Here is a 24729-nt window from a genome sequence, read left to right as displayed (position 1 = left end):
CAGGAATGTCCCGGATGGGCTCGATGTGCGACATAGCTGATTGGACCCAGGACGGTGTATTAGCCCATGTGAAACCCGAACCACGAGGTGGCAGATGAGACGGTACGCGATTATGCTGGACCCCCAAAAGGTCGAGGGGTTGCGAGATATCGCGCGGCGGAAGGCGGTCGAGCAGAGAGCGGACCTGTCATGGGCGGACCTGGTCCGCGAAGCGGCGGACCGAATCCTGAGTGCCGATGCGACGAAGAACTCGGGCACGTGTCCGGAGGGGGCGCAATGAAGGAGAATCACGAGGTCCGGTTGTCGCCCAACACGTTCGACGACCGGCACAAGGTGTTCAAGCTCGGTGAGCCGGAGTTCCGGCTCGCCGTTTCGTTGGTCGAGAAGAGCGGATTTCGTCCTAACATGCTCGGGGGGCTCGACCGCCGGGACGTGGGCCCCTTTGCCCAGCACCTGCGCCGGGCTCTCGACGCGGAGCGCGTTGACGAATCGGCGCGTCGGGTTCTCGAAGGGCTGGTCGAGTTCCTCGCGACGGACCACGTTCGGAGCCGAGGCCTGACGATTCACCGCGTTTGGAGGTGAAGCTGGTCCGGGCTACACGACGGGCGCCGTACTACTGCCAGTCCCACACGAGGATGGCCCCCCGGTGCCCGCCGCAGGCCGCGCGGGTTCCGTCCGGTGAGAACGCCAGACACTTGAGCTTGCCGATGCCCCAGGAGAGCACCGGTCCTTCCTCCCACGTGCGCGTGTCCCAGACGCGCACCATCTCTTCGTTGCTGACCACCGCGAGTCGAGTTCCGTCAGCCGAGAACGCGAAGTCCTGAATCACTTTCCGGTCGAGTTTCACGGCCCGGATAAAAGCCCCGTTAGCTGCGCGAAAAATCCGAAAAGCTAGATTCCAATACTCGGTTCCCGCGACGAAAGCACCATCCGGTGACCACGTAAGTCTGTGACCCGGGAAATCAGCTTTGAATAGTAAGGCCCCGGTGCGCGCATCGGACACGCCCTCGGCCGTAGCGTATCGTGTACCAGACGGGTCGAACGCGAGAGCGCCATGCGCGTAACATCCGGGCGATGGATGTGCGAACTCTTCGGACCAGTTATGTGTGTTCCACGTCCGAATCACACATCCGTTTGACGTGGCGTCCCATCCCCTTATCGCGACGCGGGACCAGTCCGGCGAAACTGAGAAATCGTTAACCGCAGGGCTGGGGTGGTCTACGAGCATCGTGGCGCACGTCCACGTGTTCAGGTCCCAGACTTGCAGCCCTTGCCACTGTGGTCGGACCGCGAGGGCAGTTCCTGTTATAAAGCCGACGCTGTCAAGCTTCCCCGTCGGCAAGAGCTCGTCAATCCGATAGAGGACATCTCCCGCGCCCGTCACTAGGTCCCAAATACGGACGGTGCCGTCCGTCGAGCAGGAAGCCAGGCGGCGACCGTCAGGTGAGAACGCAATGTCGTTTACGCGGTTCTCGTGCCCTTCCAACACCAACATGTGATTTCATCCTTCACCTGGAGGCGGCACCAACTGGCGATTCGCGCCTTCATCAACAACCTGCTTATCCCAAAAGCGATTCGTCATCGACCTTTTCTCGGTACTCGGCCCAGGTCTGAAGATGTTCGTCGAACGGTTCGACCTTGGTAGTCGTGATGACACGTCGGGCAAAGCCCATGAGAATCCGCTCGAACGCGATGAGCCACTCGGCTTGGGGGTTCGAGAACCGGAACTGACCCTCGGTCGCGTTGGTACCCCACTGGAGAAGGTAACCGAGCCCGTCGAGCGAGCGCGTCTGCACCCACACCTCCCGAGCACCGAAGCTCGCCATCGGCCAGCGAATCGGCTCGACCCGAAATGGGTTCAGCGCCTCCAAGGCGGTTAGAACATCGTCCGTATCAAGAGCGGTGACCGCCACCCGGTCGGCATCGGCCACAAACCCTCGGCACACCACCGGACCGAGTCGAAGTTCCTGCTCGTGGACGGCCCCGACCACCCAGGCCGGGGCGAAGCTCGGTTCCACACGGACGGTCCACCAGGCGAGAACCTGTCTGGTGCCGTCTCGGCCGACCGGGCTCGCACCGGCACGGAGTGCGGAAATACCCAGGTGCTTGGCCAGCTCTTCGTCTGACATGGCTCAATCCCTTGAGCAGGAAGGTGTTCCGAAACCGCGACCGAACGTGTTTCATCGACGGGACCGAACTTCGGACACATCGGTACCGAGAGTTCGCAGAACCGTATCCGCTTTCACGCAGGAATGAGGTTTAGCTGAGACGTTTAGGTTTAGCCGAGACACGTTCTGAAAATCGGCGACCTACTTCGCCTGAACCCCCTCCGGCCCAGCGGCCCGCCACCGCACTTCCCGCCGCGAACAGAAAAATGGGGGGTACCCCTTCCCCTGCGCCCTTTGTGGGTGCCAGGGGGCAACTCTCCCGGACCGACCGGGCGGCAACCCGGACGCGATGCCGATGAGCCGGCGCCCGTGTAGGGCGCTGGGCGGGTCGCAAGCTCCTCGCGAGGGCAACGCACCCCCCGTGCGTTCGTCGGTCGCGAGGTCGTAGCCCCGGGCAATGATACCGGGAGGGGGAACAACAATGGACGATTTCTTGAGCGCGATTTTCGGTGCCCGGGAATCCAAAGCCAGCGCCCGCGTCAAGGTCGGTAGCCAGACCCGGGTCGTGGCGCTCATCCAGATGCCGACCGACGTGACCCCGGAAGCGTTCGCGAACGCGGCCGAGAAGGGAGTGAACCTGGCCGTCCGCGTGAAGACCGACGAGGACCGGGTTCTAACGATGAGCGCGAAGAACGTGTTCGGGGCCGCCGCGCGCTCGGCGACGTGCCACGTACTGGGATTCACACCCACCCCGGTCGAGCCCCCCGCACCTTCAGCAGAACGGCCTCGCTCCTGGCGAAAGGACGAATCACCAGCACCGGCCACGAACGCGACCGTGCCGACCATCCATTAGACCACGGACGCGACCGCGTATTCGCCCGACTCCGGTCCGGGGCCTTTTCTTCGCCATTAACAAAACGGAGCCGACATGCCCATCGACCCGCGCGGGTCCATCGTCCGCATTATGCGGCGGACCGAAAGGGAAACGACCGACGGCGGCGCGGAACTGACGCGCACCATCTCGGCGCCGGGAATAATCGTGCGCCTGGCCCACATTCACGGGCGAAAGCCGTCGGACGTGCGCCGCGACTTCGTTCGGTACTGCCACGCCATCGGCATCCTGGCAGCCCCGTGCGAGTATGGCGCGGGACAGTTCTCCACCCGGACCGGGAAATCCATCCCGGGAACAGAGCTGGCGCCGACCGCGTACCAGTGCCTCGGCGCGCCTGACGCGCTCGCCAAGCTGGTCGAGTACTTCGCCGTGAGCGAGTGGCACTTCGCAGTCGGGGTGCGCGTGCCCGTGGTCGCGGGCGGGAGCGGTCCCGAGAAAGTGCGGCCGCCCGTGAGTTCCGCATTCGGTAAGCCGGCGACGGTCCGGGCGACGACATCGGCACTCGCCCGGCAGCGAGACGCGGCCATCGCCTCGGCGCGTAAATCGTGGAAGCAGGAGAGTCAGTAGAGCGCGCACAACACGAACGACACAAGCCCGCGGCCCGTGCCGTGGGCTTCTTCGTTATTCGGCTCGAACACCACAGGCACGCGAGGAGAGCGCACTGCTCCCTGCTGCGAGTCGAGCGCGAAATCGGGAGCCGAGGGCGTGTAACGGGCTCGATACGAGAGCCACGTCAGTTCTGCATGCGGGCCCTTGAGCCACGGGCGACCGGGCCATCAATCACGCGCCAAACACGAGGGGCGTCACACACGAACGAGTCCGGTGAGCGAGAAGCGCTCGCCGGGCTCGCCGGGCTCGCTCTTTTTGATTCAGCAGGAGGTTCACAATGTCGAAAGCGGACCATCACGTTACCGCAGTGCAGGCGGTCCGTGCTTCCGTTCGAGTTCCAGGGGGACCAGCCAGGGTGCCGCTGAAGTTCGGCGCCGGCAACGCAAAACTCGACCGCGCGATTCTCACGTTCAGCCTCCCGGCCGGCCACACGTGCCCGTTTGCACAGGCATGCCAGAGCCGGGCCAATAGAACCACTGGTGCCATCACCGACGGGCCGGGCGTCCAGTTCCGGTGCTACGCCGCGACAATGGAGGCCCGGATGACGACCGTTCGGCGTGCCCGGTGGCACAACTACACCCTGCTGCGCGCGTGCCGGTCGGGCGCTGAAATGACTCGGCTCGTACTCGACAGCCTGAGCCCGTATGCCGGGTTCGTTCGTATCCACGACAGCGGCGATTTTTTCAGTCGCGCCTACATGCGGTCCTGGCTCGACGTCGCCCGCGAGCGGCCCAACACGCTCCTCTACTGGTACACAAAGTCGCTCGGTTTCTGGGCGGAGAATCTCGTCGAGGTGGGGAACGGACACGAGCCCGGGCTCCTCCACAACGTGGTCCCGACGGCGAGCTGGGGTGGACGTGAGGACCACCTCATTCGTCGGCACCAGCTCCGGTCGGCCCGGGTCGTGTTCTCGCCGGCCGAGGCCCGCACCCTGGGCCTTGAACTCGACCACGACGACCGGCACGCGATGACCCACGGCCCCGACTTCGCGCTGCTCCTCCACGGCCAGCAGCCGAGTGGCAGTTCCGCGTCACGCGCCGCTCGGCTCCTCCGGGCGGCCGGGTTCGCCGGGTACAGTTCGCCCCGGCGCGTTCCGCTCCACACCGTCTGAGCAAATCGTCTCGCCCCTGCCGCCCCCGTCCCGGTCGCTGTTCATCCTTACCCGCGGAGGTTGCGTATGGAGTCCGTACCTACAAGCCTGTCGCCAAAGGATTGGCCGCTCCTCCCCGAGCCCACCGAGCTCTCGGCCCGCCTGGACGAGCACGGCCGTGTCGAACTGCTCGTCGGGACCGCTGACGAACCGGATAGTCCCCCGCACCGGCTCCCGCCCCCAAGTGCGTGTGAGCACTGTGGGCGCGGGCGCGCGACCTGGACGTGCCCGGAGTGCCGGACCCGACTCTGTGACTTCCATCGACAGTGCCCGGTGTGCGAGCGCGAGCGCCGGGGACACGCCTCCGTTGACGAAACGTGAGCAGGAAAGAGCTCGCGCCGAGGACCGGGCATCGGCACCTTGCCCCGGTTGGGCCGCCCCGTAGCCCGGGGCGAACGGAATCCGGCCCCTTGCGGAGAGCGTGCCGCTCTTGCCGACCCGCGCGCCCGTGCTCCTCCTCGTGCGCGGGTCGCGCAACGGCCCGCGGCCCCGGAATCACCTCGCCAACCTTCCCGTCCCGGCCACCTCGTACGGGCGCGGTCCCAACCACGCTTTCACGGCCTCGACCGACATCTCGCCCACGTCCTTGAACCCGGCCGGCGGATGCTGAAGAACTACCCGACGGCACGCACGTGATAGTATTGGGACCAGGGATGCGGCAGCTTTGTGACCGGCCTCGTCGTTGTCAAACGCGACGACCACCGACTTGTTCAGGAATCCCAACTTCACCTCTTGGGCGACTGTTACATCGGTCCCGAACGTGGCCACCGCCGGAACCCCGGCCTCGGCCGCTCGGAGGACGTCCGTCACGCCCTCAACGAGCAGCACGTAGGGCTCCGGGGCCTGTCGCGCCACGGCGTAGTTGTACAACCAGTCGCCCTTGTAGAACCGCGCCGGGAGATTCCACCTGCGCCTGCCCCCGGCGCATGGTCCGACCGGGTGGCACAGCCCGCACGCGTCGCAGACCGAGTGCACCGCCCGCTCGATGTGGCCCACGCACCGGTCCCCACAGTCGTCGTAGATGGGGACCACCGCGCACCCCAGCCGGGATGATTCGCCGATGTCGAGCCGGTCCAAGACGGTCGGGTTAAAGCCCCGACCCACGAAATAGGGAGACGGAATCGCGAGCCGCGACCGGACCTGCTCGCGAGTCCAAGACGCGCAGTTCCGCACGGGCGCCTTCTTCGGGCGCGGGGCCGAGCGCGGGACGTGAGGGCCACGGGCCACGAACTCGTTTACGAATTCCTTCGCTCTGAATATCGGGGCCGGTCGGTCCGGGTCACCGGACAAGGCCCCGCGCACCAGCCCGAGCAGATTCTCGACCAGCCCCGGGCGCGTGTGGCACTGGTGCGAGTAGCACCTCCAGTAGATAGGAACCTGTTCGCCGCCGGTGTAGACCTCGAAGTTGTGTTTCCATCCCCCGTGTATCGGGCACGGCCCGCGGAAATTCCCCCCGCGGGTTTCTTTCAAGTCGCACCCCAGCTCCGATAAGAGTTCGCCCAAGCGGTTCGTCTCCAATAGGGCGTGGGAGCACCTGTTGTTGATGTCGTTCCAGTAGCTCATTCGTAGATTCTTGCTCGCTTCGCTCGTGAGGCGGAGAACAGGGGGCGGGCCGAGAGCGCGCTCGGCGCCCCTGCCTTTCTCCTCCATTCCTCGCCTCACGCTCCAGGACTCGGACCCATGCGGTCTCCTCAACGGCACGGGTTGCCGATGTTGTTCCAGTTGCTCGCCTGTCCGCTCTTTGCTCGCTCTGCTCGTGAGACGGCGATGTTGGGGAGCTCGGTCTGCGATTCTGCATTCCTCTCCATTTCTCGCCTCACTCTTCAGAGCTTCGTCCCGTTCCGCATCCTCAACGGCCTGCGATACGTCTACAAGTTATTCCCATACGCCACCTCGTCGCCGCGCTCCCCATTAGGGTTATCACAGCGAACGGGGCGTTCTGGTGCACGGAATTTTCACGCCCCGAGATGTTCTTGAGTGTGGCAGAGGTACCGCAGCTTGGCGACCGCGGCGTCGCGGACCCGGAGCACGGTTGTATGGTGCATCCCGAGCAGGTCCCCGACCTCCCGGGACGAGTGGCCGCCCCAGTACGTCAGGGAGATGACGAGCCGCTCGCGCTCGTCCAGGAACTCCAGGAGCGCCGGAAGTACGACCAGCTTCGCCCGCTCGGATGGGACTGCGACGCGTTCACACACCAAGCCCAGGGCGGGGGTATTGCGGAACTTGCTCCGGTTGCCCTTCCGCCCGTTGTCGGTGGTACGGGCCACGGCCCGGTCGAGTCGGCCCCGAAGGGTCTGTCCGAACAAGTTGACGAAATGATTCTCCGGAGTCAGAACCCCGTGGTACTTCCGCGGGTCAAATTTCTGGAACAGGCCGGGCGGCTCGGCCCCGGGGAATCCGAGGGTCGTGTACATCAGCCCCAAGAGCTCTTCACCCGTCACCCGCCCCTCGTACTCGCGCAAGATGGTCCCGAACGCCAACTCGAACACCCGCTTCGGGTTGAGAGGGGCCCATTGGCACCGCTCGGCTTCGTAATAGAGCGCGAACTCCCTATAGAGCTGGTTCTTCATGCAGCTCGTCAAACCGTGCTTGTTTTCACTCATTAAGTCGTGGAACTCGTGTGAGAGCCGCAGGCCGGGCCGTCAACCAAAGAGCAATCAGAGCGGCGCGGAGCGGCTGAAGGAAACCAACGTGAAAAGAGGACGACGGGAGCGGAATTACGTCCGGGCAGTCCACCGGTGCGCTCCACTCCAATCATGATGAGTTTGCTCTCCGAGCTTCGGTGCCCGCCTTGGCACCGTGTTGTTCTGCATTGGACCCGACGGTCCGAGCTCCGATGCTACCACCGATTTCTGCATCGTCTATGACCTGCCAGATTCCCGCACGCCCTGAAGACGAGCAGGCCATTGACAGCAGCAAATCGCCGCAACAGCATTCAATTCGTCAGATAGTCCTGGACCTACCCGTGCGCGTGGTATGACACAACGCATACCCAGTAAACGTTTTGCGCGCGAGCATCGCCGCAGTATTCGTTGATTTACCCCGACGAGTCGTTATCCCACTGCCCATGAAGAACGCGAATCGACTGTCAGCCCCTGAATCGGGCTGCCGAGTCCTTGCCTGCTCGTGCCCGTTTCAATCCCGAGGTGCGTGCGCCGGTCCGGAACTCTAAGCACTCGCAAATCCGCTCGGTCGATTTGCCGGTTTCGGTCGTCTCGCGACCGCGCGGGGGGTATTACTATGGTCGGCGCGTCCCTGCCCGTCGACGATTGCCCTTGGTACACGAACACCCTTTTGGTCGGCCCCAAACAAATCAGCAGGGAACAGTCGAGAAGTTCCTGACTCAATGGAAAGTAACGAACTGACGGCGGTCGTGGACGAAATCATGCGGCGCTTGGAATCCCGTTTAACGCCCGAGGCGACCGCGGGCCCCGAGTACCTGACGCTGGCCGAGGTCGCCCAGCGTACCAGCTTCAGTTACGATTTCGTCTACGACGCGGCCCGGAAGGGCGACCTGCCCGCGACCCAGAAGGGTCGCGAGTGGCGCGTCGCGGTCACCGACATGCGGGCGTGGATGAGCCGGGACCGAATCGAGAATCGGCGCCCGACCCGGCCCCACCTCAAGAACGAGATTAACCGCCTGATGCCGGGGCTGAATCGATAACCCCTTTGGACCGGCGCTCGGCGACACCTCGCCCGGCCCGTGCCACCTCGACCACCTCCATGTGGACGTATCTCTGGGTGGTGGACAGGTTCGTGTTCCCGGCAATCCCCATCAGCACCGCGGCCGAGATGCTCGGGTCGTTCCCGGCCTCGGTCAGGAACGTGTGCCGGTTCGTGTACAGCACGAACTGCTCGCCCTGCTCGTTCGGTTCAACCCCGGCCCGAACGCGCAGGCGCCGCATCCGCAGCCCGAGGGCGTCCTTGGTCCACGGCTGACCGTCCCCGTTCAGGAACACGTGCCCGGTCGAACCGAACGTTTCTACCCGCCGGCGCAGAACGGCCTCGACGGCGGCGCTCATCCCGATGACCCGGGGCTTCGGAACCCGGGCCGTCCGGCTCGCCTTGTGCTTCGGCAGGACCCACATCTGTCGCTCCCAGTCCACCATTTCCCAGGTCAGGTGGTAGATGTCCTGGGGCCGGGCCGATGTGTGCCGCATGGCGATGAGCACGTCCCGGAACGCGTCGTCGGTGCAGTTCGCGAGCAGGGCCTGGTACTCCTCTTCGGTCGCGACCCGCTGGCGCCCCTCGCAGTGGAGCAACTCGACCTTGGCGAACGGGTTCTTGCCGTTCGGCAGGCGCTCGGTCTCGATGGCCCAATTAAAGGCCCGTCGGAGCGTAATGAGGGCGTGGTTGACGGTCTTCGGCTTGTACGGGCGCGGGGCCTGCTTGCCGACCACGTACTTCGCCTTCATCAGCTTCAGGCGGAAATCGTTGGCGTCGCCCCGGGTGATGGCTCGGGCCAACTTGCTCCCGTACACCTTCGCGAACTCGGTGCACCAGCGCCGGTAATCCAAGAACGTGTCCCCGTCCTTGGTGGTTTCAACGTCCCCGAGGAACAGCGCGAACAGTTCGACGACCGTCAACTTCGGCGCCGTGCGCCCGCCCATCTGCTCACGCTCGTGTTCGAGTTCTCCGAGTTTGAGTTGCAGAATTCGCTTGGCTTCGGTCATTCCCTCCTCGACCGGGCACAATTTGAGGTACTGACCGGACGGTCGGCTGATGTACCAACCCCGCTCCACGTACGGTTTGGGCACTCGCGGCATTACGGACCTCGTGATTTAAAAAACCTCGGATACTACCGACGGTCGAGGTGCGTGCGGCGAGAAATTCGGTTGGATTTGGTCAGAAAAGGTTGGGAATGCCCGCAGTGAAAGCCCGCGCATGGGTCGTTCGGACTAACACACTACAAAAAAAGAAGCCGCAAGTGTGCTTTGCAGCGACACTTGCGGCAGTCGGGCTGATAGGATTTGAACCTACGACCTCTTGGTCCCGAACCAAGCGCTCTAGCCAAGCTGAGCTACAGCCCGTCAACTCTCAATTGTGAAGTAATCCTATCCAGGACACAGCGAGAGTCAATACCAACCAATTTGTGCAGGGCCGTGGGGGCTGTTCGGGTGCAGGACCGGGTCATTGAAAGTTTCACCTTGGTGAGTTTGGGGAAGTTGCTATTTGGGTTGCTTTGCCGCACGCAATCGGCATGCGGGGTGCTCGGACAATTGCGATGAGTAACCCGTGTCTGCTGGCCGCCTTGGCCACGGTTCCCGATCCCCGATCGCGCCAGGGGCGCTCGTTCCCGTTCCCTCCGATCTTCGCCTTGCTCGTCGTCGGCGTTCTCTTGGGGCGCCGCTTGCCCGGGGCGATCGCCCAACTTGCCGACGAGTATGGTGGCGACTTCGCCTTACTTCTCGGATTCCCACGACGACGATTGCCCACGACTTCCACGCTCTCCAAGCTCCTCCCACGGATTGACGTTCTGGAGTTGGAGGCGGTTCTGCGTAACTGGATCGCGACCCGCCTGTCGCCCGACGACACGCTCGTCGTCAACGTGGACGGCACGTGCGTTCGCGGCAGCGCCCACCGATCCGCACAACGGCCCGGCGTTCACCTGTTGCCCGCCTTTGCTCCGCGCGTCCAAGCCGTTCTGGCCCAACTCCGCGTCGATACCAAGACCAACGAACACAAGGCCGCGCTGGAGTTGCTCAACATCCTGCCCTCGCGTCGGGGCGGGTGCATCGTCACCGGCGATGCGATGTTCACGCAAACCGAGGTTTGCCAAGCGATTCGAGATCGCAACGACGACTACGCGCTGGTGGTCAAGGGTAACCAGCCCGCCCTGGCCGTGGATACCGACGCGGGACTCGCATTCGCCGCTCAAGCGGCGACGTTTCCCCCCCCGAAGGGCGCGTGCCGCCGAAGGAATCGACGCCCGGCCCACGGTTCGCGCGAACAACCGAGAAGGGACACGGTCGAGTTGAGCACCGGACGTTGGAGAGCACGGCGATCCTGACGGCGCATCAGAAATGGCCCGGGCGGAAGCAAGGCTTCCGCGTGCGCCGGTGGGGCATTCGCAAGGGCAAGGCGTACGAGGACGTGGTCCACGGGATCACCATTCTGCCCCCGGAGAAGGCCGATGCGAAACGGCTGCGGGAGTTAGTACTACAGCGCAGGCTGTCGCTACCTACTTGGGGGCGGTCCGCGTTCGGCGAGGCGCCGCTTGCGGTGACTGAGGGCGGCGCGGCGGTTGCGCTCCTGTCGCCACCGAGACCATTTCAGGATCTCGTCCACGCCCCAGACTCGCACGTCCAACAGGTGCAGCAGCAGCGCACGCACTTCGGGTACGGTCATCTGGGGTTCTTTTTTCCCTCAACGGCTGCTTCCGCAACACCAAGAACGCCAGGGCCAATACCGACAACGCCGTGTGGTGGTGCCACCCCACCCAACCCCGCGTCTCGTACTCGTCCAGCCCGCACTCGCCCTTGCACGACTGGATGTCTTCCTCAATGGTCCAACGCACCCCACGCACTCGAGCCGACTTCTCCAGCGATGCCTCTGCAGGCGCGTTACTCCGGTGATATTTGATATCCGGTTCCTGGCCCAACGAGCGACGCACCAGCAACCGCTCGGTCGGCCCGGGCAACTCGTCCTCGCAGAACCACACCGGCACCTCGGCGTACTCGCACATCCGCGGGCCCTGACTGCCCTCGCCCGCGACCACGCGACGCCAGGCACCGGCGGGGAGGGCGGCGGCGATCTCATCCACGCGCCGTCGGCCCCCGACCACCAACGGCTTGGTCGGGGGCCGCCCCCGTGCCGGTCGCGGGCGCTGGTCCGCCGGGATCACCCGCGGGGCTTCGGTCCACACCTGAGTACCCGAGGAGACGTCCAGCACATACCACTTGCCCCGCGCCCGAACCCCTTGAACGAACGTCGGGTTGTCCCCGTACACGCAATCCCCACCCGCCCATCGGAACGGCACGCCGGCGGGCACCGGGTCCGCGAGCATTTCCAGGGCCAGGGCCGGCTTGGTGCGGAAGATCACCTCATCGGGAACCCCGCCTCCTTGCGGCGAACCGGGTCCGCGGCCCCGTCCTCGGGCAGGAACAACCGGCGGTCCACGAACGTGTGGCCCTTCGCCGAGCAGTAGTTGGCGAACACCGCGACCTGGCAGTTGTCGGTGCGCCCCAGGATGCCCGAGTACTGGCGCTTGACCCCGACCGACTTGCCCCCTTCTTGGGAAACCCGGTCTCGTCCGAGTTCCACACCGCGCCCGCATCGCCCAACACATCCAGAACCTGGAGGCGCAACGGGGCGAGGACGCCCGCGTCCTTCCACGCCCCCGTGGTGACGAACGCCTGGAGGGACCGGACCGGGCCGCCGTCGAGTGCCTCGGCGATGTTCTCGGCGTTGCGTCGGTCGCCGCCGCGCAACAGTCCCTGAACGAACCGCCGCGCGTGGGCCTGATTCCCGTCGTGACCGAACAGCGGGGCGTAATGGTCCAGGAACTGATCCAACTCTGGCTTCAACGCCTTCAACTGTTGCTCGTCCATGAGCCCAACCTCGTCGCGATGATAGCGATCCAATGAGTTCGTCTTGTACCCGATCCTCGCGTAGAAGAGCAGCCCACGCTGCGCTGTAGTATTAGTGCGGGAGCAGCTGGAGACGCGCGGGTCACTGGACCCGGCGATCGGGGTTCTGAGTGTGGTCGCGGTGGCCCTGGTGAACCTGCGCCGGTTGGGCTCGGGTCCGGGGCCGGGGAGCGCCCGGCACACGAGGTGGTCCCGGGGCGCGGGTCGAGGTTCTCAGCGCGTGGCGCGACAAGGCCCCGCGCGCGTTGAGCACCGGGGCGTTCGTACACGCCCTGGCCCGGTTGGGTGGGTGGATCCCGCGCAAGCAACCGCCCGGGTGGGTGGTCCTCTGGCGCGGGTGGATGAGGCTGCACACCGTCCTCGAATTCGAGTCCGCAACCCCAAAAATGTGAAACTGAAAGGTGTTAACGAGCGGGTGGAACTATACAACCGCGAGAACTAAACGGCCTTGGCGGGAGGCGGTTGTGGCGTTCTGTCGCGGTCGGGTGGATACTGGGCGGTACGGTTTGCTGTGCCCATTGGTGTGAAGCGCGTGGGAGCAAGCGATGCGCCGGCGGCTGGTCGGTTTCGTCCTGTTTGGGATGGTACTTGTGGTTGTGGCGTGGGTTTTGCGCGAAATCGGGTGGCACCGCGTTGCCGCAACGGACGTGGAGCCGATGCCGTTCGAGTACCGGGGATGAGCGTCGGGTAGCGCGACCCGGCGGTACGGAATGGCCAGACACTTGATCGAAAGCCGAGACTTGGTCGGTCGATCGAAGGATTACATCCTCACGCAACTCGGGGCAGCGCTCACTGATCGCACAGACGGAGGGCTGGAATGGTACTTGGGGCGACGGAAGGGCGGCGCCTCGCTCATGTGGGACTATGAAGGGTATCTGGTCGTCACCCTTAACGACCGCGGGGAGTGTGAGAAGGCTTACATCTACGAACGAGACTGATACTCCGATGGCTTGCACAGCCGGCGAGTTCGATGGCGTGCATTACTTCCATTGAATGATGGAAGTGCTTTAACAATCAGTTGATACACCTAAATGAGAACGCGACGCGGGCCGGGAAGACTTCCCGGCCCGCGTCGCGTTCTCATTTAGTTTTTAATCAGACCCGCGCTCAGATGTGGACCCGCGGGAGGCGATCGCCCAATTGGTCCATGAGAGACTTCGCGCTAACCGCTCGACTCACAACCAAGTCGAAACCGGCCGCTCGCGCTTGTGCGTTGCGGACGTCGCCGTCTGTGATCGCGACGAAAAGCGGGTGGCTCCCCGGCGCGTAGTATCGCTCTTTTTCTTCGCGCATCGTTGGTTCAGCGACGATCACGGCGTCCGGCTGAACGTGGTCGTCCGTGCTCATATCTCCTGCGAAACGCACTTCGATCTCGGCTCCCTGGTGCTCAAGAGCTTCGGCCAGGGCCACTGCGTCGCCGGTACGGTTATCGGCCGCAACAACCAACAAACGGGGCGGCGTCGCGAACCGGGATTCGGCACGAACTTCAGAAATCGCTCGGCTATTCGTTCTCATCGGAAACCTCAATCTGGGGCGAGTGCCCCACCGCGATTGCGGCAAATGACAGGCGATTGTGGACCACTGGCACGAGGCCGCGTCCAGATAGCTTTACCGTACCCTACTCATCGACCTTTCACAACTCCTTTTTCTCTCATAAATGACAGGTTTGTGAAAAAATCCACCCTCTGACCCGAACCAGCAGGCCGCGCCACCGGTTGATGGTTGCGGTCACGACCCTTGAACTTTCGTTCCGAATCCGTGTCCTTTTCGATAACCGGCTCCGGGGACTAACTGCCATCACGGAGCGCCAAACCACGGGTTCTGTCATGCTCTCTTCCAGCGAAATCCGCCAGCAGTTCATCGACTTCTTTTGCAAGAAGCACGGGCACACGAACATCGCGTCGTCCCCGGTGGTGCCGCACGACGACCCGACGCTGCTGTTTGCCAACGCGGGCATGAATCAGTTCAAGCCGTACTTCCTCGGAACCGAGAAGCCGCCCCACGTTCGGGTCGCGAACACGCAGAAGTGCATCCGCGCGGGCGGGAAGCACAACGACCTCGACGACGTGGGCAAGGACACGTACCACCACACGTTCTTCGAGATGCTCGGGAACTGGAGTTTCGGGGACTACTTCAAGAAGGAAGCGATCGCGTGGGCGTGGGAACTACTCACGCAGGTGTGGAAGCTCGACGCGACGCGGCTGCACGTCACCGTGTTCGAGGGCGACCCGGGCGCGAGCATTCCGCGTGACGACGAAGCAGCGAGCTTCTGGAAAGAAGTCGGGGTGCCCGAATCGCACATTCACCTCGGCAACAAGAAGGACAACTTCTGGGAGATGGGGAACACCGGGCCGTGCGGTCCCTGCACCGAGGTGCATTACGACCACACGCCGGATAAGAGCGGCGGGCCGCTCGTGAATGGGGGAACGGACAAGGTCATCGAGATCTGGAACCTCGTGTTCATCCAGTTCAACCGGAACGAGGACCAGAGCCTCACCCCGCTTCCGGCGCAACACGTTGATACGGGCATGGGCTTCGAGCGGATCACGAAGGTGATCCAGGGGAAGAACAGCAACTACGACACCGACGTGTTCATGCCGCTGTTCACGGCGATCCACAAAGTGACGAAGTGCGACACGCCCTATGGTGGCGTACTCGAAGACCTGAAAGACACCGCGTACCGCGTGATCGCGGACCACATCCGGACGCTCACGTTCGCGCTCACGGACGGCGCGACCATCGGTAACGTCGGCCGCGACTACGTGCTGAAGCGCATCTTGCGTCGGGCGGAGCGCTACGGCTACCAGGTGCTTGGCACGACCGAGCCGTTCCTGTACCAGCTCGTACCAACGGTGGTGGAGCACTTCGGCGATGCGTTCCCGGAGCTGAAGAAGAACCCGCACAAGGTCATCGATCAGATCCGCGACGAAGAGGCCGCGTTCCTGCGCACGCTGACGCGCGGCATTAAACTGTTCAGCAGAATCGCTACTCAGGCCATACTGCGATCAATCCAACAATACTTCGTCGAGCACATCGGCCGTGAAGTGACCCTTGATGTGACGACCGGGCATCAGGGTGGCTACCTCCGCACCATGACAGTAAAGCCTACAGTGGATGGGAAGAGTACCTTCGAGGGAAAGGTTCTTCCCGTGTTCGATTTGCTTCAGGAAAACCTCCCAGAGTATTTCAAATCGAGTGGCTTGAAGCAACCGACGATCTCCGGGTATGAGGCGTTCCAACTTCACGACACATACGGCGTCCTAATCGACATCACACTTCAGATGGCGCAAGAGCAAGGGCTAACGGTCGATGTGGCGGCCTTTGAAAAGGAGATGGAGGACGCAAAGAACAAGGCCCGCGAGAGCGGGAAGAAGTTCGCAGCCGTCGCCGTACTCGGTGAATTGCTAGCGACCGATGATTCGCCGAAGTACAGCGCCGAACCAGTGCAGGCGAAGGTTCTCGGCTGGGTGCAGGACGGCGCAGTTGTTATTAACGGCAAACTGCGCGCGGGTGAAAACGTCGCGCTGCTACTCGACCGGACGTGTTTCTACGGCGAGCAGGGCGGGCAGGTCGGTGATACGGGTACGATCCGCTCGGCGGGCGCCGACTTCGAGGTGGAAGAGACGCAGCGGCTCGGCGAAACGGTGCTCCACGTCGGCACGCTGCACGAGGGCGAGTTATCCGTCGGGGACACGGTCGAAGCGATCCAGACGACCTCGCGCCGCATCGACATCATGCGAAACCACACCGCCACGCACCTGCTGAACCTCGCACTGCGTGAGGTACTGGGCACCACGTCGAGCAGAAGGGCTCGCTCGTGGACGAGTCCAAGACGCGCTTCGACTTCAGTCACGACAAGCCGGTGACGGCGGAGCAGCTCCAGGAGATCGAGCGCCGGGTGAACCGGCAAGTCGTGCTCGATCAACCCGTGGCTGCGGTCGTGCTGCCGCTCGCGGAGGCGCAGAAGTTGCCCGGCGTGCGCGCGGTGTTCGGCGAGAAGTACCCGGACCCGGTCCGCGTGGTGATGGTCGGGGCCGAATCGCCGGACAAACTGACGCACGACAACTCGGTGGAGTTCTGCGGCGGCACGCACCTGCCGCGAACGGGCCTCATCGGGTACTTCAAGATCTCGTCGCAGGAGGGGGTCGCGAAGGGCATCCGGCGCATCACCGCGGTGACGGGCAAGCCGGCCTACGACGACGTCCAGGCCCGCAGCGCGATCGTGGACGACCTCGCGGGGGTGTTCCAGTGTCGGCCCGACGAGCTCCAGACGCGCGTGGGCGCGCTTCAGGATCAGGTGAAGGCGCTCCAGACGCAACTCAAGAAGGCCGTAGGCGCGGCGCTGACGGGCGTGGTGGACGAACTGATCGCGTCCGCGCCGGAGGTGGGCGGCGCGAAGGTCGTGGTTGCAAAGCTGCCCGACGGCGCGAGCAACGAAACTGTGCGCACGCAGATCGACCGCGTGAAGCAGAAGTGCGGGTCGGCGTTCGTGGTGTTCGGCTGGTCCGAGGGCGAGGGGAACGCTTCACTCATCGCCGCCGTCACGCCAGACCTGGTGAAGAAGGGGCTGAAGGCCGGCGACGTTGTGAAGCAGATCGCCCCGGTCATCGGCGGGGGCGGTGGCGGAAAGCCCGACATGGCGCAAGCCGGCGGGAAGGAACCGGCGAAGCTGGCCGAAGCGCTCCAGAAGGCCGACCGCTTGGGCCGCGACTTGCTGGCGAAGTAAGCCGAGAACCTACCCCCCCTCCCCCCTCCCTGAAGGGAAGGGGGAACTGGTGCGCGAAACCGTCGCGATTGAATCTGTGTCTGCGAGTGCCGGTTCTTTCTCCCCCTTCCCTTCAGGGAGGGGGGCCGGGGGGGTAGGTTCTCCTCCCGTCGGCGGAACGGCGGTCACCGCCGCAACCGCGGCGTCGGGGGCCTTCCGCCCGTCGCGCCAGTGCTTGAAGCCTTTCCACAGGATGGGCAGGACCGACAGGAACACGACCACCACCACGACCTTGTCGATGTGCTTCGCCCAGGTGAAAGTCGGGTCGCCGAGCAGTGCCCGCATCGGCGGGTTGGCGATCGGGATCAGGTAGTAGCCGAACAGGATCATGCTCACGATCCAGCCGATGCCGCCGAACACGTTGTAGGACAGGAACGTGCGGAACTCCATTCGCGCGGCCCCGGCCACCACGGGCACGAACGTCCGCACGATGGGGATGAACCGCGCGATGATGATCGTCTTCCCGCCGTGCTTCTCGTAGAAGGCTCTCGCGCGCTGCAGGTACTCTTGCTTGAAGAACCGGCTCGACGGGCGGTTGAAGATTGCAGGCCCCGCCTTCCACCCGATCCAGTAGCCCACCGCGTCGCCGATGATCGCCGCGGCACACAGGCAGACCAGGAACGGAACCAGGTTCCACTCGCCGATCTGGGCGACGATCCCCAGCACCACCAGGAGCGAATCGCCGGGCAACAGGAACCCGATCAAGAGCCCGGTTTCGGTGAACACGATCAGCGTCACCGCGACCAGCGCGGCCCAGTACACGCCCTGCGGCGCGAGTGCCTCCTGGAACTTCTCGGGGTGGCTCAGGTTCCGTGGGTCGACGAGCGTGCTAACGATGTTCCAGACCTGCGAGAAGAACTCTTCCATGTCGCGCGGTGCCCCGAATGGTGAATCACAGACACGGGGTTCCGCCCCGTGTTAAAGGCTTAATTACGGGCACAGGGCGGGTGCCCTGTGCGACAAATACTATTTCTTGCGCAGCAGCTTGATGACCATGTCGTTTTCGCCCTGGCCCTTAAAGTCCTTCGGGCGCTCGCCCTTGCCGCCCCGCGTGAACGCGATCGTGAGTTCCAGCCCCTTGTCCGTTTCCTTCGCCTCGTAAAGCCCCTCGATCTTCATGTCGTTTTTGGACGTGAGATCGATGTGGGCCGGTTTCTTGGACGGGTCGAGCGCGAACTTCGCGGTCTCGTCGCGATTTTCGAGTTTGATGATGATCTCGCCGTCCTTGATCTCGAACGATTTCACTTCGCCCTTCTTCTCGTCGGCGTTCCCGCCGAGGAGGACTTCCACCGCCTCGTAGGTGCCTTCGAGTTTCTTGGCCGCGTCCTTCTCGTCCGCGCGGGCCGTGAAACCGGCGAGCGCGAGAACCACAACTGCCGTGACTGGGCGCATCGGTTGGGTACTCCGGTCGGGGTGAGGGGCGGTCACGAACGGGTTCGTGACCGGGGCGCTTACTTTTCGGACTTCTTGAGCTTCAGCAGGATCACGTCCTCGTCCGACTTGAACTCCTTCGGGCGCTCGGTCTTCTCGGTGAACGCGAGCGTCAGTTCGCCCTTCTCGAACTTGTAGATGCCGGGGAACGTCTTGCCCTTCTCGGCGCCCTCGGTGGGGCTGAGGTCGATGGTTGCGGGCTTGGCGTCGGCGGTCACCTTGATCTTGGCCACCTTCTTTTCGTCCGGCCCGAAAGCGATGGTCAGTTCGTCGCCCTTGATGGTGACGACGGCCACGTCGGTCAGTTCCTTCGGCGCCGCCTTGCCGCCCTTCTCGGCGGCGGCCATCTTGTACGTCCCTTCCAGCTCCTTGATGGCCTTTTCGTCGGCGAGAACCGCGCCGCCGAGCGCGAGGACCAGGGCCGCGAAGGCGCCTGCGAATCGTTTCATGGCTAACCGCTCTCTTGAATTGGGGTTGGCACAACGCAGCAGACAGTCTACGCCGGCCCGCGGGCCGTGGAAACGGGAATCGGCGCGGCCAGCGCTCGCCTTGACCGCGACCGTTGCTGGTGCCTAAAACGAACGGATCGCCTTCGTGGAACCCCGGACGGGTGCAGCCATGACGGACGAATTGGCCGAGGCGCTGGTCGCGGTGTTCGAGCGCCTCGGGCCGTATGTCTGTTCAGATCCGCACCTACGCGACGCGGTCCACAATTTAGGTCGGGCCATTTCGACTTGGGCCGACCAGTGCGCACCTTCACCCGCTCCTCATGTTCCCGCGCGCACCGATCTCGCAATCACGCCCCCGCCGGTAGTGATTCCCGCGGACTTCTCGCTCGCCCGGCCACCGGACCCGGTCCGCCCACTGTCACTCACCGACGACGAGGTACACGGGATCGTGCCCGTCGACCTCGCCGTGATCGCGCGCCGGTGCCACCTGAAAGCCGAAGCCGCGCGCGTGACGGCGGCCCGGAAGCGCGGGGACACAACCGCGGTTCCCAATGACCTCATTCAGCAGGCGAACGAGTTGCCCGATTGCGACTTGTGGATGCTGCACCCCGGCGATTACGTGGACGCGCCGAAGGCGTGGGAGGATCTGGGCGGGGCGTTCGCGGTCGGCGCGGAAGCGGCGACCCTGCTCGCGGCCCTCCGGGACTTGCCCGATACGCTCGCCGAGCGCCACCGCGAGCGCGTCCTGTACGCGGGGGCCGAGGCCCAGGCGCTGATGTGGGCCGGCGTGCTCGACGTCCACCGGCGCGCGGACAACGACCAGGTTCACCTGTTCGTTCACATCCGCGAGTACGCCCGCAACGCCCACATCTACATCAACCGCTACCTGAAGAAAGAGGACCGCGTGTCCGCGGACCAGTGGCCGGCGCTGCTCAGCCGACTCGCGGTGCTGCGCGACGAACTGGCCGAGGCCCGCGGAAAGGCCCGGCACCGCGAGAAGGGGCTGATGAACCTCAAGTACAAGTTGCGGAAGATGGCCGACGTCCCGATGAATGCGGCCGGGGAATGGCCCCGCGTGCTGGAACTGTTGGAAGAGGTCGTTGGTGTCGGTGTGCCCGCGAGCAACGCCGACATCCGCGAACTGCTCCTTCCGGTGCTCGACACGCTGCCCGAAGACCAGGAACCGGGGCCGAACGCGGAGCGCGTGTTCAGCGCGGTCAACGAGTACCTCGCGACGCGGCCCGCCCCAGCGCCCAACGCGGGCACCGAGGAGCCGGCCGTCGAGATCCGGTCCGTGGCCGAGTTGCTCCGCGGGCGGCAGGTGGTGCTGATCGGCGGGGTCGAGCGGAACGTGGCCCGGCGCTCCATCGAGCACGCCTTCGGGCTGAGCGGGTTGAACTGGGTGTCCACGCGCCCGCACGAGTCGGTCACCGTCTTCGAGCCCGCGGTCGCGCGCGCGGAGGTGGCCGTGGTGCTGCTCGCGATCCGTTGGGCGAGCCACAGTTACGGGGACGTGAAGGGTTACTGCGAAAAGTACGGCAAGCCGATGGTGTACCTCACCGGGGGCTACAACCCGAACCAGATCGCCCACCAAATCCTGACACAGGTCGGCGACCGGTTGCGATCCCTGGAACGCGCGGGGTGATTGGCAGGAAGGCAGAAAGCAAAAGACGGATTGGCCACAAAAAGGCACAAAAGGCACAAAAGAAAGCAGAAGACAGAGAGCAGGAAAAGAGCCGCAGATAACGCGGATCAGACAATACGAAGAGCGCGTGTTTGGTTAGCCCCGTGAGGGGCGGAGGCGAGTAGCCAGGGGTTGCGCTGCGCTTCACCCCTGGCGGACTCTCACGAACCCTGGTACGCCGAATTCCCGTAAGCGCTCGGTGAAGTACAGGTCTTGCGTCGTGAGGTACGATGGGGGATTTTCCCCGGAGTACCCGTCGTGCCTCGACCTCACCTGCGTGATCCGAAGCTCGAACAGTTCTGGCGTGCGACCGTTGCCAAGTGGGCCACTTCGGGCCGGAACATTCGGGACTTCTGCCGCGAGAACAAGCTCCCCGAGCCGTCCTTCTACGCGTGGCGCCGCGAGATCGCCGCCCGTGACCGAACGCCGGTCGCCAAGTCCATTCGGCCCGTTACCGCCGCACCCGCTCGTCGTAACCCGAAGCCCGCGCGCCCAACGCGACCGGCGCGGCGCGGCACTTCGGCATCGGCGCCAACTCCGCGCCCGAGCTTCGTTGCGCTGCGCGTCGTACCCGGTACCCCGCTCGAACTGGTGCTCCGCTCGGGTCACGTCCTGCGCGTCCCGCCGGGGTACGACGCCAACCATCTGCGCGCCGTGGTGGCCGCGCTGGAGGGCGCCCCGTGCTGAGCCTGTCGCTCCCCGGGCGCGTGTCCCTGTGCGCCACGCCGACCGACATGCGCAAGAGCTTCGACGGGCTCGCGGCCGTGGTCCGCGAGCACCTCAAGCAAGACCCACTGGCCGGTGACCTGTTCGTGTTCCGCAACAAGCGCGTGGACCGGCTCAAGCTCCTGTACCGGGACGAGGACGGACTGGCGGTGTGGGCCAAGCGCCTCGAAGCCGGCACGTTCCAGTTCCCCACGCCCGGGTCCGATGGTGACGCAGTCGAGGTCAAGGCCACCGACCTGGCCCTGATCCTCGGGGGCATCGAACTGGACTCCGTCGAGCGCCGCAAGCGGTACCAGCGGCCCACACCGAGTTGATCCCACCTCACTTCGCAACTCTTCGGGCCGTCGCTCGTCGGAACGGTATGACGCTCCCGGGCCAGGACGACCCGCTCCCCGACGACCCACGCACGCTCCAGGCGCTGGCGCGCGAATTGCTCGACGCGCTGGCGGCCGAGCGCCGCGAGAGCACGGCCCTTGGTACCCGACTGGATCAGCTGCTGCGCCGGCTGTACGGGCCCAAGTCCGAGAAGGTTCCGTGTGCGGGTCCGACGGACCCGCACACGGCTGGTGACGACCCGTTGTCACTGGCTCCGGCGCCCGGGCCACGCGCCGAGAGCGGCACGACCCGGAAACGGGGTCACGGGCGCCGCCGGTTGCCCCGGGACCTGCCGCGCCGGCGCGTCGAACACGATCGGACCGACGCCCAGAAGGTGTGCCCGTGCTGCCGCGGCCCGCGGGTGCGGATCGGCGAGGAGGTGAGCGAGCGCCTCGATTATCAGCCGGCGGCGCTGTTCGTGGTCGAGCACGTGCGCCCCGAGTACGCGTGCCGCACGTGCCGGGCGCAGGTCGCGCTCGCGCCGAAGCCGCCCGAGCCACTGCCGAAGGCGCTCGCGGCGCCGGGCCTGCTGGCCCAGATCATCACCGCCAAGTTCGCGGACCACCTGCCCCTGCACCGGCTCGAACGGATCCTCGCGCGGCACGGGTACGAGCTGTCGCGGGCCACCATGTGCGACTGGCTGGGCGGGCGCGCCGCCGTGCTGCGCCCGGTGTACGACGCGATGTGCGCGCGGGTGCGGGTGTCGATGGTGATCCACACCGACGACACGCCCGTACCCGTTCTGGACCGGACACGGAACCGCACCCGCACGGGCCGGATCTGGGTGTACGTGGGCGACGCACGCAACCCGTACACGGTATACGACGCGACCCCGAGCCGGAGCCGCGACGGGCCGCAGACGTTCCTGAAGGGGTTCAAGGGACACGTGCAGGCCGATGCGTTCGGTGGGTACGACGGGCTGTACGCCACGGGCGCCACCGAGGTCGCGTGCTGGGCCCACGCGCGCCGCAAGTTCGTCGAGGCCCGTGACAGTGCCCCCCGGTTGTCACTCGAAGCGGTGGCGCACATCCGGCGCCTGTACGACGTCGAGCGGGAGGCGAAGGAACTCGACCGCGCGGGTCGGTGCTCACTGCGCCAGCGGGAGTCCGTCCCGGTACTCCGCGCGCTGGGCGCGTGGCTCGACGCGAAGCAAACCGAGGTGCTGCCGAAGAGCCCGCTGGGGCAAGCCATCACGTACGCGCGGAACCAGTGGGCGGCGCTCAACGTATACGCCACCGACGGCGACCTGGCGATCGACAACAACGCGGCCGAACGTGCCCTGCGCGGTGTGGCGGTCGGGCGCAAGAATTGGATGTTCTGGGGCAGCGACGCTGGGGGCACGACGGGCGCGATCCTGACCTCGTTCACCACGACCTGTACGCGCCACCGACTCGACCCGTGGTCATACCTGTCGGACGTGCTCGGGCGGCTCCCCGCGCACCCGACCGCGCGCCTCGCGGAACTGCTGCCCGACACCTGGGCCGCAGCCCAGCGCGCCGCCTCGTAACTCACCCGATGACATCAAACACGAACGCCACCGGATCGTATCCAGTGGCGTTTGTACTTCGTCCGATCCGTCCGAAGCGCCGCTCACCGAGACCTGTACTTCGCCGAGCGCTTACCGATAGCGGCGGAGCGAAACGGATTGCCCATCACATCGCGGGCAATCATTGGCGAGAAGATCGGATCGGGTAACTCGCGAAAACACAGGCGCGGATCGTCCGCGTTCAATCGCTCGGCCCAGTTCGCTGCCGAACGAGCGATATCAAAGGAGATGAGCGTGCGATCACGACTCGGGACGCCGTTTTCGGTCGCGTCGCGTGCATCGAGCCACCCGTCCCGAACCGCCTTCTGATCTCGCCAGTAGCGTTCTCGAATCTCATCCACCGCGAACACGGCAGCTTCGGCGAAGTATGCCGCGCGACTCAACTCGTCGTCCGTCACGAGTCCGTCGGCGAACAGTTCACTTGTCTCAACGGCCCCTCGACTCTTGTCGTTCACGAGCCAGTCCCAGACGCGCCGACAGCACCCGCACGCGATCAAGCGCGCCTTGCGGTCGCTCGCGAACTCACACACAGCCGCGGCAATCGCTTCTTCGTCGGTACAGGCTAGCCATTCCGCTTCGATCATGGGCGACTCCATCAATGCAGCGCATCCCCGAACCGGCTCTCCAACACGGCCCAGTTGCGGTCGCGGATCGAGTTCTTGGTGATGTAGAGTTCCTTCAACTGGCCGAGGTACTCGCTCTGCGCCAGTGCCCGCGCGCCGCGATCAGTAATGCGGTTCCCGCGCACGTCAAGCGATTCGAGGCCGCGTAGTTGCGGCATGTTCGCGAGCGCGATGGCGCCCTCGGTGCGGATGTCGTTGTCGGCCAGCACCAGTTCGCGCAACCGCGACAGGTCCGGGTGGGCCGCGAGCAGTTCCACGTCGTGCGCGTTCAGCTCCAACCCTTCCAGGTCAATGCTTTCCAGGCGCGAGAGGAACGGGGACGCGAACAGTGGCTCGGTCCACCACGCATATATCCCACACATCTGGTCCCAGATGCGGCAGGTGGTGAATTTCACCCGCGTGAGGGGCGTACACTCGAACTACGGCTCCGCGTGCTGGAGGAACGTGTTCGCGGGCACGTCGATCTTCTGCACGAACCCGCGCACGAACGAGTCCTCGCGCGCATACGGGTGGAACGGGCGGAGCCACGCGGCCCCGTGTGCTTTCAGGGCCGCGTCGCGCCGGGTGAACAGTACCACGCGCCGGCGTTCGTCCTCGTCGGTGCCCGGCGGCGTGTGAACCAGTTCGATCTGGGTGCGGATGAAGTTCGCGCGCGGCCTGGCCGTGCTCTTCGAGCCAATCGGCGAACACGAGCCGGACGGTGTCGTCCGCCGGCTGGTCGCAAATCGCTTTGAGGAACGCACGCTCGTCGCTCGTCATACTCTCATCGTACCAGATGCCTA

Annotated in this window: 28 protein-coding genes, 1 tRNA gene and 2 pseudogenes; 16 read left to right on the top strand and 15 right to left on the bottom strand. The window is 64.9% G+C overall.

All coding sequences use genetic code 11. The features are described from left to right. Positions 1 to 94: 94 nt before the first annotated feature. Together VT84_RS32645 and VT84_RS32640 are read left to right on the top strand one after the other, a co-directional pair. A complete protein-coding gene (locus tag VT84_RS32645; RefSeq protein ID WP_082842488.1) occupies positions 95 to 280 on the top strand; it encodes a hypothetical protein in 186 nt (61 codons plus the stop codon). Further along, positions 277 to 582, top strand: a complete 306-nt coding sequence (locus VT84_RS32640; protein WP_082842487.1) for a hypothetical protein — start codon at positions 277 to 279, stop codon at positions 580 to 582. The genes VT84_RS32645 and VT84_RS32640 overlap by 4 nt, the downstream gene beginning before the upstream one ends. A gap of 31 nt (positions 583 to 613) precedes the next feature. On the opposite strand, the gene VT84_RS41425 is transcribed toward VT84_RS32640, so the two are convergent. The 3 genes and pseudogenes from VT84_RS41425 to VT84_RS32630 form a co-directional block, all read right to left on the bottom strand. After that, positions 614 to 847 (bottom strand): WD40 repeat domain-containing protein, encoded by a 234-nt coding sequence (locus tag VT84_RS41425; protein WP_239465531.1) that lies wholly within the window; start codon positions 845 to 847, stop codon positions 614 to 616. Positions 848 to 1399: 552 nt separating this feature from the next. Beyond that, positions 1400 to 1495: pseudogene (locus tag VT84_RS42570) on the bottom strand (WD40 repeat domain-containing protein); the annotation flags it as partial. A gap of 64 nt (positions 1496 to 1559) precedes the next feature. Continuing rightward, positions 1560 to 2129, bottom strand: coding sequence for a hypothetical protein (locus VT84_RS32630; RefSeq protein ID WP_082842485.1), 570 nt, complete (start codon positions 2127 to 2129; stop codon positions 1560 to 1562). A gap of 460 nt (positions 2130 to 2589) precedes the next feature. Here VT84_RS32630 and VT84_RS32625 point away from each other — a divergent pair, with 460 nt between their 5' ends. From VT84_RS32625 to VT84_RS39170, 4 genes are all read left to right on the top strand, one after another. Further along, positions 2590 to 2961, top strand: a complete 372-nt coding sequence (locus tag VT84_RS32625; RefSeq protein ID WP_082842484.1) for a hypothetical protein — start codon at positions 2590 to 2592, stop codon at positions 2959 to 2961. A gap of 75 nt (positions 2962 to 3036) precedes the next feature. Further along, positions 3037 to 3567, top strand: coding sequence for a hypothetical protein (locus tag VT84_RS32620; protein WP_082842483.1), 531 nt, complete (start codon positions 3037 to 3039; stop codon positions 3565 to 3567). 397 nt (positions 3568 to 3964) lie between these two features. Then, positions 3965 to 4720 (top strand): GP88 family protein, encoded by a 756-nt coding sequence (locus VT84_RS32615; protein ID WP_082842482.1) that lies wholly within the window; start codon positions 3965 to 3967, stop codon positions 4718 to 4720. Between the two features lie 66 nt (positions 4721 to 4786). Further along, complete coding sequence (locus tag VT84_RS39170; protein WP_157470097.1) at positions 4787 to 5080, top strand: hypothetical protein; 294 nt, start codon at positions 4787 to 4789, stop codon at positions 5078 to 5080. A 174-nt stretch (positions 5081 to 5254) separates the two neighbouring features. On the opposite strand, the gene VT84_RS32610 is transcribed toward VT84_RS39170, so the two are convergent. Both VT84_RS32610 and VT84_RS32605 read right to left on the bottom strand, forming a co-directional pair. Next, positions 5255 to 6322, bottom strand: a complete 1068-nt coding sequence (locus VT84_RS32610; RefSeq protein ID WP_162271927.1) for a toprim domain-containing protein — start codon at positions 6320 to 6322, stop codon at positions 5255 to 5257. Positions 6323 to 6714: 392 nt separating this feature from the next. Next, positions 6715 to 7362, bottom strand: coding sequence for a sigma factor-like helix-turn-helix DNA-binding protein (locus VT84_RS32605; protein WP_082842480.1), 648 nt, complete (start codon positions 7360 to 7362; stop codon positions 6715 to 6717). 743 nt (positions 7363 to 8105) lie between these two features. Here VT84_RS32605 and VT84_RS32600 point away from each other — a divergent pair. Further along, the gene (locus VT84_RS32600) at positions 8106 to 8423 is read left to right on the top strand and encodes a helix-turn-helix domain-containing protein (RefSeq protein WP_082842479.1); all 318 of its coding nucleotides are present in this window, start codon (positions 8106 to 8108) and stop codon (positions 8421 to 8423) included. Here VT84_RS32600 and VT84_RS32595 read toward each other — a convergent pair. Then, positions 8392 to 9525 carry a tyrosine-type recombinase/integrase gene (locus VT84_RS32595; protein ID WP_082842478.1) on the bottom strand — a complete coding sequence of 378 codons (1134 nt, stop codon included), beginning with the start codon at positions 9523 to 9525 and terminating at the stop codon, positions 8392 to 8394. The genes VT84_RS32600 and VT84_RS32595 overlap by 32 nt on opposite strands. 189 nt (positions 9526 to 9714) lie before the next feature. Then, a tRNA-Pro gene (locus VT84_RS32590) sits at positions 9715 to 9789 on the bottom strand. A gap of 194 nt (positions 9790 to 9983) precedes the next feature. On the opposite strand from VT84_RS32590, the gene VT84_RS32585 reads away from it, so the two are divergent. Next, complete coding sequence (locus VT84_RS32585) at positions 9984 to 10769, top strand: ISAs1 family transposase (RefSeq protein ID WP_162271926.1); 786 nt, start codon at positions 9984 to 9986, stop codon at positions 10767 to 10769. A 171-nt stretch (positions 10770 to 10940) separates the two neighbouring features. On the opposite strand, the pseudogene VT84_RS41420 reads toward VT84_RS32585, so the two are convergent. Next, positions 10941 to 12309 (bottom strand): annotated as a pseudogene (locus VT84_RS41420) (IS701 family transposase). A 584-nt stretch (positions 12310 to 12893) separates the two neighbouring features. On the opposite strand from VT84_RS41420, the gene VT84_RS41840 reads away from it, so the two are divergent. Together VT84_RS41840 and VT84_RS32570 are read left to right on the top strand one after the other, a co-directional pair. Further along, positions 12894 to 13028 (top strand): hypothetical protein, encoded by a 135-nt coding sequence (locus VT84_RS41840; protein ID WP_255359519.1) that lies wholly within the window; start codon positions 12894 to 12896, stop codon positions 13026 to 13028. Between the two features lie 30 nt (positions 13029 to 13058). Next, positions 13059 to 13286, top strand: coding sequence for a hypothetical protein (locus tag VT84_RS32570; protein WP_082842474.1), 228 nt, complete (start codon positions 13059 to 13061; stop codon positions 13284 to 13286). Positions 13287 to 13455: 169 nt separating this feature from the next. Here VT84_RS32570 and VT84_RS39165 read toward each other — a convergent pair whose 3' ends face one another. Further along, positions 13456 to 13863, bottom strand: coding sequence for a hypothetical protein (locus VT84_RS39165; protein ID WP_157470093.1), 408 nt, complete (start codon positions 13861 to 13863; stop codon positions 13456 to 13458). A gap of 311 nt (positions 13864 to 14174) precedes the next feature. Between VT84_RS39165 and alaS the strand changes: the two genes are divergently transcribed. Together alaS and VT84_RS32555 are read left to right on the top strand one after the other, a co-directional pair. Then, complete coding sequence (gene alaS, locus VT84_RS32560; protein WP_157470091.1) at positions 14175 to 16214, top strand: alanine--tRNA ligase; 2040 nt, start codon at positions 14175 to 14177, stop codon at positions 16212 to 16214. Further along, entirely contained in the window at positions 16166 to 17074 is a 909-nt protein-coding gene (locus tag VT84_RS32555; RefSeq protein WP_082842471.1) for a DHHA1 domain-containing protein, read from the top strand. Before alaS ends, VT84_RS32555 begins: the two co-directional genes overlap by 49 nt. A gap of 9 nt (positions 17075 to 17083) precedes the next feature. Here VT84_RS32555 and VT84_RS32550 read toward each other — a convergent pair whose 3' ends face one another. The 3 genes from VT84_RS32550 to VT84_RS32540 form a co-directional block, all read right to left on the bottom strand. After that, positions 17084 to 17980, bottom strand: a complete 897-nt coding sequence (locus VT84_RS32550) for a DedA family protein (RefSeq protein WP_082842470.1) — start codon at positions 17978 to 17980, stop codon at positions 17084 to 17086. Positions 17981 to 18079: 99 nt separating this feature from the next. Continuing rightward, on the bottom strand, positions 18080 to 18505 hold the full coding sequence (locus VT84_RS32545; RefSeq protein ID WP_082842469.1) for a TIGR03067 domain-containing protein: 426 nt from the start codon (positions 18503 to 18505) through the stop codon (positions 18080 to 18082). Positions 18506 to 18564: 59 nt separating this feature from the next. Then, entirely contained in the window at positions 18565 to 18993 is a 429-nt protein-coding gene (locus VT84_RS32540; RefSeq protein ID WP_082842468.1) for a TIGR03067 domain-containing protein, read from the bottom strand. A gap of 169 nt (positions 18994 to 19162) precedes the next feature. Here VT84_RS32540 and VT84_RS32535 point away from each other — a divergent pair, with 169 nt between their 5' ends. The 4 genes from VT84_RS32535 (at position 19163) to tnpC (ending at position 23285) form a co-directional block, all read left to right on the top strand. Continuing rightward, positions 19163 to 20638: a hypothetical protein gene (locus VT84_RS32535; RefSeq protein ID WP_082842467.1), complete on the top strand. Its 1476-nt coding sequence runs from the start codon at positions 19163 to 19165 to the stop codon at positions 20636 to 20638. 297 nt (positions 20639 to 20935) lie between these two features. Then, a complete protein-coding gene (gene tnpA, locus VT84_RS32530; RefSeq protein WP_082842363.1) occupies positions 20936 to 21364 on the top strand; it encodes an IS66 family insertion sequence element accessory protein TnpA in 429 nt (142 codons plus the stop codon). Beyond that, a complete protein-coding gene (tnpB, locus tag VT84_RS32525; RefSeq protein WP_082842466.1) occupies positions 21358 to 21717 on the top strand; it encodes an IS66 family insertion sequence element accessory protein TnpB in 360 nt (119 codons plus the stop codon). The genes tnpA and tnpB overlap by 7 nt, the downstream gene beginning before the upstream one ends. Positions 21718 to 21764: 47 nt before the next feature. Continuing rightward, entirely contained in the window at positions 21765 to 23285 is a 1521-nt protein-coding gene (gene tnpC / locus VT84_RS32520) for an IS66 family transposase (RefSeq protein WP_082842465.1), read from the top strand. Positions 23286 to 23368: 83 nt separating this feature from the next. On the opposite strand, the gene VT84_RS32515 is transcribed toward tnpC, so the two are convergent. Genes VT84_RS32515 through VT84_RS32505 form a run of 3 tightly spaced genes read right to left on the bottom strand, consistent with a single transcriptional unit; the run spans position 23369 to position 24706 of the window. After that, a complete protein-coding gene (locus VT84_RS32515; protein ID WP_052551562.1) occupies positions 23369 to 23908 on the bottom strand; it encodes a hypothetical protein in 540 nt (179 codons plus the stop codon). An 11-nt stretch (positions 23909 to 23919) separates the two neighbouring features. After that, complete coding sequence (locus VT84_RS32510) at positions 23920 to 24342, bottom strand: hypothetical protein (RefSeq protein WP_239465528.1); 423 nt, start codon at positions 24340 to 24342, stop codon at positions 23920 to 23922. After that, positions 24236 to 24706, bottom strand: coding sequence for a TIGR02996 domain-containing protein (locus VT84_RS32505; protein ID WP_082842463.1), 471 nt, complete (start codon positions 24704 to 24706; stop codon positions 24236 to 24238). Before VT84_RS32505 ends, VT84_RS32510 begins: the two co-directional genes overlap by 107 nt. Positions 24707 to 24729 lie beyond the last annotated feature (23 nt).

Origin of the sequence: Gemmata sp. SH-PL17, from assembly GCF_001610855.1 — a bacterium.
In the GTDB taxonomy this organism is placed as follows: Bacteria; Planctomycetota; Planctomycetia; order Gemmatales; family Gemmataceae; genus Gemmata; species Gemmata massiliana.
Note: the sequence above shows the minus strand (reverse complement) of the source record. Positions and strands in the feature narration are given on the sequence as shown.

Excerpts from the sequence above, each read along its gene's own strand:
- VT84_RS32645 (WP_082842488.1), top strand. The coding sequence starts at position 95 with ATGAGACGGTACGCGATTATGCTGGACCCCCAAAAGGTCGAGGGGTTG.
- VT84_RS32640 (WP_082842487.1), top strand. The coding sequence starts at position 277 with ATGAAGGAGAATCACGAGGTCCGGTTGTCGCCCAACACGTTCGACGAC.
- VT84_RS32630 (WP_082842485.1), bottom strand. The coding sequence starts at position 2,129 with ATGTCAGACGAAGAGCTGGCCAAGCACCTGGGTATTTCCGCACTCCGT.
- VT84_RS32625 (WP_082842484.1), top strand. The coding sequence starts at position 2,590 with ATGGACGATTTCTTGAGCGCGATTTTCGGTGCCCGGGAATCCAAAGCC.
- VT84_RS32620 (WP_082842483.1), top strand. The coding sequence starts at position 3,037 with ATGCCCATCGACCCGCGCGGGTCCATCGTCCGCATTATGCGGCGGACC.
- VT84_RS39170 (WP_157470097.1), top strand. The coding sequence starts at position 4,787 with ATGGAGTCCGTACCTACAAGCCTGTCGCCAAAGGATTGGCCGCTCCTC.
- VT84_RS32610 (WP_162271927.1), bottom strand. The coding sequence starts at position 6,322 with ATGAGCTACTGGAACGACATCAACAACAGGTGCTCCCACGCCCTATTG.
- VT84_RS32605 (WP_082842480.1), bottom strand. The coding sequence starts at position 7,362 with ATGAGTGAAAACAAGCACGGTTTGACGAGCTGCATGAAGAACCAGCTC.
- VT84_RS32600 (WP_082842479.1), top strand. The coding sequence starts at position 8,106 with ATGGAAAGTAACGAACTGACGGCGGTCGTGGACGAAATCATGCGGCGC.
- VT84_RS32595 (WP_082842478.1), bottom strand. The coding sequence starts at position 9,525 with ATGCCGCGAGTGCCCAAACCGTACGTGGAGCGGGGTTGGTACATCAGC.
- VT84_RS32585 (WP_162271926.1), top strand. The coding sequence starts at position 9,984 with ATGAGTAACCCGTGTCTGCTGGCCGCCTTGGCCACGGTTCCCGATCCC.
- VT84_RS41840 (WP_255359519.1), top strand. The coding sequence starts at position 12,894 with ATGCGCCGGCGGCTGGTCGGTTTCGTCCTGTTTGGGATGGTACTTGTG.
- VT84_RS32570 (WP_082842474.1), top strand. The coding sequence starts at position 13,059 with ATGGCCAGACACTTGATCGAAAGCCGAGACTTGGTCGGTCGATCGAAG.
- VT84_RS39165 (WP_157470093.1), bottom strand. The coding sequence starts at position 13,863 with ATGAGAACGAATAGCCGAGCGATTTCTGAAGTTCGTGCCGAATCCCGG.
- alaS (WP_157470091.1), top strand. The coding sequence starts at position 14,175 with ATGCTCTCTTCCAGCGAAATCCGCCAGCAGTTCATCGACTTCTTTTGC.
- VT84_RS32550 (WP_082842470.1), bottom strand. The coding sequence starts at position 17,980 with ATGGAAGAGTTCTTCTCGCAGGTCTGGAACATCGTTAGCACGCTCGTC.
- VT84_RS32545 (WP_082842469.1), bottom strand. The coding sequence starts at position 18,505 with ATGCGCCCAGTCACGGCAGTTGTGGTTCTCGCGCTCGCCGGTTTCACG.
- VT84_RS32540 (WP_082842468.1), bottom strand. The coding sequence starts at position 18,993 with ATGAAACGATTCGCAGGCGCCTTCGCGGCCCTGGTCCTCGCGCTCGGC.
- VT84_RS32535 (WP_082842467.1), top strand. The coding sequence starts at position 19,163 with ATGACGGACGAATTGGCCGAGGCGCTGGTCGCGGTGTTCGAGCGCCTC.
- tnpC (WP_082842465.1), top strand. The coding sequence starts at position 21,765 with ATGACGCTCCCGGGCCAGGACGACCCGCTCCCCGACGACCCACGCACG.
- VT84_RS32515 (WP_052551562.1), bottom strand. The coding sequence starts at position 23,908 with ATGATCGAAGCGGAATGGCTAGCCTGTACCGACGAAGAAGCGATTGCC.
- VT84_RS32505 (WP_082842463.1), bottom strand. The coding sequence starts at position 24,706 with ATGACGAGCGACGAGCGTGCGTTCCTCAAAGCGATTTGCGACCAGCCG.